Source organism: Pseudomonas sp. p99-361, from assembly GCF_003935475.1.
GTDB classification, from domain to species: Bacteria; Pseudomonadota; Gammaproteobacteria; order Pseudomonadales; family Pseudomonadaceae; genus Aquipseudomonas; species Aquipseudomonas juntendi.
In genome coordinates this window covers 16,790-26,998 of the sequence record NZ_RHQO01000063.1, presented here as the reverse complement: position 1 = coordinate 26,998, position 10,209 = coordinate 16,790, and the positions used below count along the sequence as shown (strand labels likewise).

Sequence of the window (10,209 nt, the reverse complement as noted above, 5' to 3'; positions counted from 1 at the left end):
TTAGCTATCCCTACGTGTGATAGAAGCTCCCTTGCCCGTCTAGCAGCGGGCTTTCTTTTGCCCGCAATTCTTCATCGACTCGGGCCATTCGTCCGTTTGGCTGTCTGCTTTATCGATCAAGGCTGTCCACTAAGGACACCAGCCAGAGCCTTTCTCATGCGACAGCTATTTCAAACGATAACCCTTCCCCTCGCCTGCACTCTTCTGTGGGCTTGCTCTGCTCACGAAACTAAGTCTCCTGTAGAAACTCCAGGTCGGCCAGAGTCGGCGAAAACCCAGTTGCTGGAAGCCGGCGCCGCGACGCTGCAGTCCAAGCCGCCCATTGAGGCCATCAATGCCTACCTGGATGGCTTTCACTTCTACAACGGGCATCCGGACGTGCAGATGGAAGCGCATCACTACTGCTCCATCCTCAACGAGGATGTCATTCAGTGTGTGATATTCGACGGCAATACCAAGAGCTCGAATATCATGGGCGTCGAGTACATCATCGACGAGAAGCTTTTTGCCAGGTTGCCACCCAAAGAGAAGGCGATGTGGCACAGCCATGGTTACGAGGTCTCCTCTGGGCAGCTGATCGCTCCAGGCATTCCTTCTCCTGCTGAGCATGCTCTGATGGAGCGCCTGGCGCATACCTATGGGAAGACATGGCACACCTGGCACACCGATCAAGACAAAGCGCTACCTGTAGGTGTGCCGCAGTTGATGATGGGTTTTACCGCAGATGGCCAGGCTGACCCGGCGATGGTCGAACAGCGCAATCGGCGCCTGGGTGTGGATGCTGCAAAAAACAAAGCTGAGCGGGCTGACATTCGTATTCCTGATGCTGATCCTCAGGCGGATGGCTGGCAGCACGGTAATGTCATTCAAATCACCGATCCAACCGGTGCCCATGTACATCGCTCTTCAACAGCTACACCATCCACTACAAATAGCCGATCCAGCCAATAGCCGCCTGCATCAGCTCTGCGTGGATGGGGCCTCGGGCGTGTCCCCCTTGCGGGGGAACGGCTGTCGTGTACCGCGCCCTGGCGCAGCCAGGGTCACGGCCCTACCGGGCTTCCATCCTCACGCCTACGCCCCTCCATGGGCTTCGCGCTCCGCTTGCGGGGTCAAGTCGGAACAATTTTCATCGTGCGATATCCTGCTTGTAGCGTTCCGCGTATACCTGCATGACCATGAAAACGACGTTCGGGATCATCATGATGGTGATCATCCCCCAAAATCCGACTATCCCCCAGCCATGTAAGGCAGCGCCCAAAGCGATACCCAGCATTGAGAGCAGTACCTGCAACCCCCCGACCTTCCTTTGTCCCTTCATTCGAGTTCCTTGAGTTGACTCGTACATCATTTTTTTCGGTTACAGCCTACATATCGACCCAAGCGCAACAGCTAATCGCGGGTTAGGCCAAATGGGATTCACTTGCTGAGAAATGTCAGAGCGGTGCGGGCAAACTTCTCCGGCTGGTCAAGCATTACGAAGTGAAAACTGCCGTCAATGCGCTTTAACCGGATGTCGCGTGCTGAGGTATAGGCCTGATGGAACATCGCATCCACGCTGGATGAAGGCACGCCATACATTGGGTCATATGCGTACACGACCTCCACCGGCACGGTGATGCGGCTGAGTTCAGGTCGCAAATCGGTGACCATCAATTCATAGACAGCATCGGCCACCGTTCTGCGATCCGAGCGGATACTGTCAGCGACCAAACCTGGCCTAAACGCTTCATTTTTAACAAGCCGAGCGATGGATGCAGTTTGCATGGCTTCGTTTTGCTCAGCAGATGCAGCCATTAGCGAATCACGCATCACAGCAGCAGGCGCTGTAGCAGTTTCGGTGGTGGCCGAAGGGTCGACTAACAAGCTGTAAAAGGGAAGCGCATCAACGATCAGCAATCGGCCCACCTGATCGGGATGGCGAGCTCCAAGCATCAAAGCTGCCTCTCCTCCCAGAGAGTGACCGATGATCACCGGTGCTTGGATCCGCTGAGAGTGGATGTAGTCAGCGATCTCTTCGACCGCAGGAGCAATGACTTTCCCCTTGGTTTCGGATACGGCAGGCGACCCGGCGAAACCTGCCAGCTCAACCAGGTGAAGGCGATAGCTTTGCCTTAATTTGGGGACTAGGTCATCCCATACCTTTCGAGACGATGCCAGGCCTGGGATCAATACGACGTCCTTGCCGGAACCTTCAACCTGCACAGAAATTCGCTGCAGGCTGGAATGCTCTGCTGGCTGGGACGATAGGCCTGCTGATGCCATTACCGGCCCTGTCATCAACGAAAGCGTGGTTCCAACCATCGCCATGATTCTTCCAACGCGCATCAGACCCGCCCTTCTACGCAAAGCACTGCAAATTTTGCAGAACAATCACCTTTGAAAATAGTCGGCGTCATAGTCTCTCCTTGACCGTTGGCAAACGGACAGTATAAGGGCTTCAAAGCGCGGTGAAACCAGTAATCCGAGGTTCAGCTTGAGCCAAGGGGTGAAAAAAGTAGGCGTCCGCCCAACGCACCTTGCGTGAGCTGGGTCGGAATCCACTGACAGGTAGCAGCCCGTCCTTAGTGGCCTCGTTGCAGCACCGGCACCCTAGCGCGCCTGCGCTGCTTGTTGACGGGAATACGTTGCAGCACACTAAGCCTCCATCGTAAGGAGACGACCACGCATGAAGGATACGCCTAGCATCCCCCTGATTATCCTCGATGTTCAGGATGCTATCGATCAACCTGTTTGGAATGGTAAAAGCCACCCTGGCTATTTGTCAGTTATCCAACGCCTTCTTCGGCACTGGCGATCCAGTGGCTGGCCTGTCCTTCATGTGAAGCATGATGAAGAAAATCCCACCTCCAGCTATTACGTTCATGGCCCTTGGAATGGGATCAAGAAAGAAGTGGCACCGGTAGAGGGCGAGATTGTCATTATCAAGCATGAGAACTGCGCATTCATAGGAACCCAATTGGATGCCATTCTCAAAAATATGCAAGTAAAACGCATTGTTTTGACGGGCGTTGTGGTTCACAACAGCATGGATGCCACTATCCGGGCCGGGAAAGCGCTTGGGTACGAAATTATTCTTCCTGCGGATGCCACGACTGCTGTACCCGTAACCGGGCCGCAAGGAACGTGTTGGGACGCCTTAACCGTTTATGAGCTGGCCTTGGCCATACTGGGCACTGAATATGCCCAAGTCATGTCATCAGAGGATGTGCTCGCTCAGCTCCGCCTATGAAGCAGCGTCAGGCCTCCACTGATGCGGTAGCAAGCGCCCGACTTCACTGGCCCGCTGCGTCGGCAGCCGCATCAGAACGTCCTTTGAACAAGTTGTCCCCCAGACGGGACTCCAGTTGACGCACTGAGTAACTAACCGCTGACTGTGTAACACGAAGCTTGGCCGCCGCACGGGTAAAATGTCTTTCCTGCGCCACTGCTAGAAATACGACGAGGTCGCTGAATTTGTCGCGGGCCATTGAAGCCGGCTAATGCAGATCCCAAAATTGTGGACTCTCTGCGATGTTCGTCAACTTCAAGGCACCGTCGTCGCTAGACTGCACAGAAGCGTAGCGCCTGACACAGTGTTGTCGAGAATGCACCAATTGGGTGGATGGATAGCGCTGTACAAGCCCGGCGCATCCTGCACCGGGCATCAGCCATCATTTTTCGAGTGTTGCCGCCTGGTTGCCACCTTCTTCAGCAATTGCAGAAAGCTTATCGTCCGCTGCTTTTTCCTCGGCCAAGGTATCGCCCAGCAATGACACTGCTTCCTTCATTCCCAGGTGCTTGGCCATGGCGATCAGCGTTCCGTAGCTGGCGATCTCGTAGTGCTCCACCTTCTGGCAAGCCCCGATCAACGCTGCATCGAGCACCGCGCCTTTTTCGATTTCATCGAGTAGCTCCTTGCTCTCCTCGACCAGCCCTTCCATCGCAACGCACTTCATCCGCTTGAGCTTCAAGCCTGCCGACTCCACCAGTTGGTCGATGCGCTCGATCTGACCCTGGGTTTCGGCCAGGTGGGACGTGAAGGCGTCGGCCAACAATGGATTGGTGGCGGCCCTGGCCAACCGAGGCAGCGCCTTGGTGATCTGCTTTTCTGCGCTATACACGTCAGACAGTTCGTGGATAAACAGGTCTTCAACAGTTTTCCGTGCAGCCATTGGTTATCTCCTAGACGGTAGTGATCAGTGCAGGGTGTTACTCAGAAAAGTTTCTGGCCGCTCGACTTCCGGCGCATCGCCGGGAAGGTCGTTCGGTAGAAGCGAGCCGACTCCGAAGGTCATTACGGCCATGCGTACACGGAGAGCTCGACAGGCCAAGCGGGACTCAGCTTCAAATTCGGCCAACGCTTGACTCATGAGGTGCTCAACGCCAACCAGGCGATGTGGCGAGGCTTTCTTGCGCAGAGTGTTCATGAAGCCTCCGGCAGCTCAGTCTTTGCCATTGATCAAGCCGGAGCCAAGATCCGCTCCGGTGACCGGGTTGGTGGTTGGATCGGACATCGTCCGAAGCTTCATCGCCTCGACCGTTTCAGCCTCGGCAGGAGTCAGCGTCACCGAAGCGGTGCCATCTCCCCCATCAACAGCTGCGGATGGATTTTCCACGTACTCCCACTCGCTGCCCTCGTTCCAAGGGCCGCGCACATTGGGCTCACCGGACATGTTGAAATACTTGTTGGTGAACTCCGGCATGCCGGGGAGCTTGCCTTGGGGGAAGTTCGGCTGAATGGCGTGAAGCGCCTTCTCAAAGGAAAGCTGATGGGCGATCTCTCGCGTCATGAGGAAGCCCAGCGCCTCTTTCACGCCTGGGTCATCAGTCACGTTCATCAGACGCTCGTAGACGATCTTGGCCCGCGCTTCAGCGGCGATGTTCGAACGAAAATCTGCTGTTGGCTCGCCTATGGTATCGACATAGGCAGCGCTCCAAGGGACGCCAGCCGAATTGGTGAGCGGAGCGCCGGCACCGTACAAGATGCTGGTGATATGGGAGTCGTTGCCCGCACCATTGATCGCTCGATACAACTCACCCTCCTCTTCTACGCCCTCTGCAAGGCGACCTTTGGCCCCTTTGTTGAGCATGACGATGATGGAGCCGACGATCTCCAGGTGACTGAGCTCCTCGGTCGCGATGTCCATGAGCAGGTCTTTACGCCCCGGATCGTCTTCCGCCAACGCTTGAGTGAAATAACGGCTAGCAGCCGCCAGTTCACCTTGAGCACCACCGAATTGTTCGAGCAACAGGTTCGCCAGACCTGGATTGGGCTGCGCTACTCGCACGGTATATTGCAAGCGCTTGTTATGGATAAACATGGCTATCTCCTCGCGGCTAGTCGAACGCCCATAATTATTTGTGAACGTCGTCTATGGCTGGGAGTGAGCTCCGTCTTACATCGTGCTAACCAACGCTCAACATTCAGGACGGGCGGCCACGCAGAAATAGTTCAAAGTGATTTTCCATGCAAATAAAAATAAATAGACTCCAATAGTTAGTGCGCAACACCATTCATCGTCTGAAACGAACAGTTCCTAAAGGACGGTTTCCCAATAATTCCCTCACAAAGGATATTTGACCATGGCGACTCCAACCGAGAACTTACTGGATTGGCTGCGTGATGCTCACGCAATGGAACAGCAAGCTGAGACAATGCTGAAGGGGCAAGCAGAGCGACTTGAGCACTATCCCAAACTTCGCGAGCGAATTGTTCAGCACATTGCAGAAACCGAAGGACAGCAGCGTCGGCTAGTGGAGTGCATCGAGCGCCTTGGCGGAAGCACATCGAAACTGAAAGACATGGCCGGCAAACTCATGGCGTTTGGCCAAGCTGTTGGCGGCATGGCGATGAGCGACGAAGTGGTCAAGGGCGCCATGGCTGGCTACGTGTTCGAGAATGTAGAGATCGCTTCCTACACGGTGCTCGTAGAAGCGGCTACATTCGCGGGCGACGAGCTGACGGCAGATGCGTGCCGTTCGATCCTGAAAGAAGAGATCGCCATGGCGAAATGGCTGGGTGAGCATTTGCCAGAAATCACACAAGCCTTCCTTTCTCGTTCTGCAACTCCGGATGTTGAAGCGAAACGCTGATTTCGAAAAGGCCGTATCGCGTTGATACGGCTCATTACTTTCCGTTGGGCCTCCAATCGATATGAAAGACTTTTCCGATATCAACTGCTGCCATTCCCGCCTTAAAGGGCCGCTATGGAAGACGTTGAGCTTTAGCGTCTTACACTTCTCGATAGCCTTTACCGTCGCCTACCTACTCACCGGCTCTGTATTGACGGGCGGACTGATTGCGATCATTGAGCCGGCTTGTAATACCGTTGCCTTTTATTTCCACGAAAAGGTGTGGCAACGTCTTCAGAGCTAATAATTAACAACTTTACTGCGCGGATCACTGGCAATCCTTCTGGCCCGTCCTACACCCCAGGCCAGTGCACGGGTCATCGATTCTCCTGGCCTAGCATCAAATGCTTCTTCGTGGAGTGGCATCCCAGTGGCCGCATAGACGCCGATAAAAACCTGGGTAGCCCCGGTTCGCGACAATCTCGTCTGTACGTCAATAACCGTTCCGTTGTCCAGTGTCTCATCATGGCTACGATGGGGAAGCACAGGGTCAGCCCACTTCCAGAAAACATCACCACGTATTCGCATGTCAGCCATCCTATGACTTTAGTATCATTTAGACATCACCTGACCTTAGCGGAGCAGCCCATCAACGCGAGCGCCAATTTCCGACAACGACGCTTTTCGGACAGCCGGTAACGGTCGCCCAACTCTTCAACGTGCCATCGAGCTCCGAGCGGAAGTCGTAATGCAGCCGTGTGGCGTCATGCTTCTGGACGCAGAATTGTAAGGCCTGAATCTTCCTGCTCGACTGCTTACGATTTCCAGACGGCTCCGGTGACGCGTCGAAATCTCGCATCCGGTTGTATTTCTCAAGGCTGGAGACATGGTTAGTGGATGGCGCATCGGGCTCGATGACGGCCTTGCCCAAAATCACCTCAACGAGCGTGGCCAGGGTTTTACGCTGAGCCTTGGCTTCAGCACTGAGGATCTGTACGGCCATGGTTTCACGCAGATCTGGGAGTGCTTCGCCAGCCTCCAATGCCTCCGCTTCTGTAAGCACTTGTACCTGCGAAAGCGCCTCAGGATGTGAGGCAGCGAACACCATGTATGCCAACATCGTGTCGTCCATCGCCACGCCCCTCGTTTAATCGGCCTGGCTCTTGTGGCACGGGCTCAGATCGTTCTGATACCGGTGTGGTCAGGAATGTTCAGCTTGAAATGTGGGCGTCGCGAATGAGTTTTAAGTACCACCGGACTTGTTCGGCTGAACTTTGCCATCTGTCATGGCTTCCCCTGCATACCTATCACGGAAAAACGCCTGCAGGAGCTGACCTTATGAGAGCACTGACCTACCACGGAGCACACGACGTCAGGGTCGATAACGTTCCAGATCCCATCATCGAGCAAGAAGACGACATCATCCTCAGGGTCACCGCCACAGCCATTTGCGGCTCCGACTTGCATCTCTACCGAGGCAAAATCCCAGAAACCGAAGCCGGCGATATCTTCGGCCATGAGTTCATGGGCATCGTCGAGGACACCGGGAATGCAGTCACTAATCTCCAGATCGGCGACCGCGTGGTGATTCCCTTTGTGATCGCTTGCGGCAGCTGCTTCTTCTGTCAGCACGATCTGTTCGCTGCCTGCGAAACCACCAACACAGGTCGTGGCTCGATCATCAACAAGAAGGGCATTCCACCGGGCGCCGCTTTGTTCGGATACAGCCATCTCTATGGCGGTATCCCTGGCGGCCAAGCGGACTACGTCAGGGTGCCCAAGGGCAACGTCGGCCCGTTCAAAGTGCCCACCGCGCTGGCCGACGACAAGGTGCTGTTCCTCTCGGACATCCTGCCGACCGCTTGGCAGGCGGTCATCAATGCCGAAATAGGCCAAGGGTCATCGGTGGCGATCTACGGCGCCGGGCCGGTGGGCTTGCTGAGCGCCGCCTGTGCGCGAATGCTCGGCGCTCAGACCATCTTCATGGTCGACGACAACGATTATCGCCTGGCCTACGCACGAGAGGCCTACGGGGTCATACCGATCAACTTCGAGCAAGACGACGATCCCGCCGACAGCATCATCCGCCAGACGCCAGGCATGCGCGGCGTCGATGCGGTGATCGATGCGGTCGGTTTCGAGGCGAAAGGCAGCACTGCCGAAACGGTGATGACGGCGCTGAAGATCGAAGGCAGCAGTGGCAAGGCGCTGCGCCAGAGCATTGCTGCGGTGCGACGCGGTGGGATTGTCAGCGTTCCAGGTGTGTACGCCGGCTTCATCCACGCCTTCATGTTCGGCGATGCCTTCGACAAGGGGCTCACCTTCAAAATGGGCCAGACCCATGTGCAGAAATACTTGCCTGAACGTCTTGAACACATCGAAGCAGGTCGCCTGCAACCAGAGCTGATCGTCACCCACCGCCTGGCCCTCGAAGAAGCGGCCATGGGCTACAAGATGTTCGATCAGAAGCAGGACAACTGCCGCAAGGTCATCCTCGTGCCAGGCGCGGCAGCAGGCACCTTGGGCCCTGACTACGTGTAAGGAGGCAAGCACATGAACGGTCTCGCCAGCTACTTCTGGATTGCCGTGGCGGCAATCCTCTTGCTCATCGATCTATGGGCCATCGTCAGCGTATTCAGAAGCGACAAGTCAGATGCAGTGAAAGCGGCCTGGGTCCTGCTGATCGTCGCGCTACCGCTGGTTGGCCTGGGTATCTGGGGCGTTGCTGGCCCGCGCGGTATCAAGCGAGGTACCGGGCCCACTTCCGACGAGCACAGCAAAGGCTGACATCTCCGAGCTCCACTTACAGGGGTTTCAACATGATCGATCAAGCGACAGGCATGAAATCAGGCGAACGCTATCGCGTGGAAAACGTGGAGCGCGCTCATCAGTTTCCAGGCTTCTTTCAAGACGGGAAGTATTATCTCGGCCCTGAACTTCTCACCGCCGTGGGCTGGCTCGAAGGTACGCGCTTCATCTACGACAGCCTGGATGCCGAAGGTGAGCCCGTATTTCCAAACCGGGAGGCAGGCACGGTGGAAGGGCTGACGTTGACCCTGATCGATGGCACCTCTCTTGAGCTCTCGCGGATCGAGGCCAGCGAAACCGTTGCCCCCCTTGACCTCAGCGCCTCGGGTGCGCAACGAGAAGCGCCTGTCCGTGGCGCTCCGCTCAAAGGGCCTCTGCGCGGCAAGGTCGTGGTCATCACCGGCGCATCCAGCGGCATAGGCCGAGCCGCCGCGCATGCCTTTGCGTGCAAAGGTGCTCGCCTGGTACTCGCCGCACGCGATGAAGAGGCGTTGTTCGACGTGCTGGATGAATGCACCGATTGCGGTACGGATGCCATAGCGATCACGACCGACGTTACCCACAGCGACCAAGTTCAAGCGCTTGCCGTTCAGGCCGCAGACTTTGGACATGGACGGATCGATATCTGGGTCAACAATGCCGGGGTCGGCGCGGTCGGCAATTTCGAAGAAACGCCGTTGGAGGCGCACGAGCAGGTCATCCAGACTGACCTGATCGGTTACCTGCTAGGTGCCTACGTCGCCCTTCCCTTCTTCAAGGCACAGGGCAGCGGCATTCTGATCAACACGCTGTCGCTGGGCAGCTGGGTGGCCCAGCCCTACGCCGCCGCTTATTCGGCGAGCAAATTCGGCTTACGTGGACTGACCGAGGCATTGCGAGGCGAGCTGACTGAATATCCCAACATCCATGTCTGCGATATCTATCCAGCAGTCATGGACACACCTGGCTTCCGAGACGGTGGCAACTACACCGGACATACGCTGACACCGCCAGGCCCCGTATACGATCCCGAGATGGTGGCAAAGGCTATGGTGGCCTGCGCAATCTTGCCTCGTGCTCACACCACGGTTGGCGCTGCGGCGCGCCTCGCGCATTTGGCCAGCTACCTGATACCAGGCCTGCCTCTGTTGTCAGGAAGGCTGACGCGCTGGGGGATAAATCGCAGCCCCATAGCCGAAGCATCATCAGGCAACCTCTTTGATCCTCCAAGTGGCCGGAGGGGTATCGACGGAGGCTGGAGAAAGCCGAAAGACAAAACGCCGCTGCTGATCGGCGCAGCGGCGCTGGGAATCCTTGTAGGTTTTACACTCACACATTCACGACGCAGGGATAGCTAGAGGAGGTCTG

Annotated in this window: 14 protein-coding genes and 1 pseudogene; 7 read left to right on the top strand and 8 right to left on the bottom strand. The window is 56.4% G+C overall.

Annotation, left to right across the window (positions count from 1 at the left end):
* The first annotated feature begins 156 nt into the window (after positions 1 to 156).
* Entirely contained in the window at positions 157 to 951 is a 795-nt protein-coding gene (locus EGJ22_RS21125; protein WP_029886726.1) for an OBAP family protein, read from the top strand.
* A 178-nt stretch (positions 952 to 1,129) separates the two neighbouring features.
* Here the strand turns inward: EGJ22_RS21125 and EGJ22_RS21120 are convergent, their stop codons facing one another.
* Both EGJ22_RS21120 and EGJ22_RS21115 read right to left on the bottom strand, forming a co-directional pair.
* A complete protein-coding gene (locus tag EGJ22_RS21120) occupies positions 1,130 to 1,321 on the bottom strand; it encodes a hypothetical protein (RefSeq protein ID WP_029886727.1) in 192 nt (63 codons plus the stop codon).
* 98 nt (positions 1,322 to 1,419) lie between these two features.
* Entirely contained in the window at positions 1,420 to 2,328 is a 909-nt protein-coding gene (locus tag EGJ22_RS21115) for an alpha/beta fold hydrolase (protein ID WP_029886728.1), read from the bottom strand.
* A gap of 340 nt (positions 2,329 to 2,668) precedes the next feature.
* Between EGJ22_RS21115 and EGJ22_RS21110 the strand changes: the two genes are divergently transcribed.
* Positions 2,669 to 3,232, top strand: a complete 564-nt coding sequence (locus EGJ22_RS21110; RefSeq protein ID WP_029886729.1) for an isochorismatase family protein — start codon at positions 2,669 to 2,671, stop codon at positions 3,230 to 3,232.
* A 43-nt stretch (positions 3,233 to 3,275) separates the two neighbouring features.
* Here the strand turns inward: EGJ22_RS21110 and EGJ22_RS21105 are convergent, their stop codons facing one another.
* The 4 genes from EGJ22_RS21105 to EGJ22_RS21090 all read right to left on the bottom strand — a co-directional run bounded on the left by EGJ22_RS21105 (position 3,276) and on the right by EGJ22_RS21090 (position 5,303).
* Entirely contained in the window at positions 3,276 to 3,470 is a 195-nt protein-coding gene (locus EGJ22_RS21105) for a LysR family transcriptional regulator (protein ID WP_080709236.1), read from the bottom strand.
* 183 nt (positions 3,471 to 3,653) lie between these two features.
* Positions 3,654 to 4,154, bottom strand: a complete 501-nt coding sequence (locus EGJ22_RS21100) for a ferritin-like domain-containing protein (RefSeq protein WP_009681418.1) — start codon at positions 4,152 to 4,154, stop codon at positions 3,654 to 3,656.
* Between the two features lie 24 nt (positions 4,155 to 4,178).
* Positions 4,179 to 4,409 carry a hypothetical protein gene (locus EGJ22_RS21095; protein WP_029886730.1) on the bottom strand — a complete coding sequence of 77 codons (231 nt, stop codon included), beginning with the start codon at positions 4,407 to 4,409 and terminating at the stop codon, positions 4,179 to 4,181.
* 15 nt (positions 4,410 to 4,424) lie between these two features.
* On the bottom strand, positions 4,425 to 5,303 hold the full coding sequence (locus EGJ22_RS21090; protein WP_029886731.1) for a manganese catalase family protein: 879 nt from the start codon (positions 5,301 to 5,303) through the stop codon (positions 4,425 to 4,427).
* 262 nt (positions 5,304 to 5,565) lie between these two features.
* On the opposite strand from EGJ22_RS21090, the gene EGJ22_RS21085 reads away from it, so the two are divergent.
* Together EGJ22_RS21085 and EGJ22_RS21080 are read left to right on the top strand one after the other, a co-directional pair.
* Entirely contained in the window at positions 5,566 to 6,075 is a 510-nt protein-coding gene (locus tag EGJ22_RS21085; RefSeq protein WP_029886732.1) for a ferritin-like domain-containing protein, read from the top strand.
* Between the two features lie 61 nt (positions 6,076 to 6,136).
* On the top strand, positions 6,137 to 6,358 hold the full coding sequence (locus EGJ22_RS21080) for a DUF2061 domain-containing protein (RefSeq protein WP_080709237.1): 222 nt from the start codon (positions 6,137 to 6,139) through the stop codon (positions 6,356 to 6,358).
* Here the strand turns inward: EGJ22_RS21080 and EGJ22_RS26645 are convergent.
* Entirely contained in the window at positions 6,355 to 6,642 is a 288-nt protein-coding gene (locus EGJ22_RS26645; protein ID WP_029886733.1) for a hypothetical protein, read from the bottom strand. The genes EGJ22_RS21080 and EGJ22_RS26645 overlap by 4 nt on opposite strands.
* 103 nt (positions 6,643 to 6,745) lie before the next feature.
* Positions 6,746 to 7,186: pseudogene (locus tag EGJ22_RS26640) on the bottom strand (DNA polymerase ligase N-terminal domain-containing protein); the annotation flags it as partial.
* A gap of 206 nt (positions 7,187 to 7,392) precedes the next feature.
* On the opposite strand from EGJ22_RS26640, the gene EGJ22_RS21065 reads away from it, so the two are divergent.
* From EGJ22_RS21065 to EGJ22_RS21055, 3 genes are read left to right on the top strand one after another with little or no spacing between them, the layout of a single operon-like run.
* Entirely contained in the window at positions 7,393 to 8,595 is a 1,203-nt protein-coding gene (locus tag EGJ22_RS21065) for a zinc-dependent alcohol dehydrogenase (RefSeq protein WP_029886735.1), read from the top strand.
* Positions 8,596 to 8,607: 12 nt separating this feature from the next.
* Complete coding sequence (locus EGJ22_RS21060; protein WP_125920383.1) at positions 8,608 to 8,841, top strand: PLD nuclease N-terminal domain-containing protein; 234 nt, start codon at positions 8,608 to 8,610, stop codon at positions 8,839 to 8,841.
* 32 nt (positions 8,842 to 8,873) lie between these two features.
* Positions 8,874 to 10,199 carry an SDR family oxidoreductase gene (locus tag EGJ22_RS21055; RefSeq protein WP_016711376.1) on the top strand — a complete coding sequence of 442 codons (1,326 nt, stop codon included), beginning with the start codon at positions 8,874 to 8,876 and terminating at the stop codon, positions 10,197 to 10,199.
* The last annotated feature ends 10 nt before the right edge of the window (positions 10,200 to 10,209 follow it).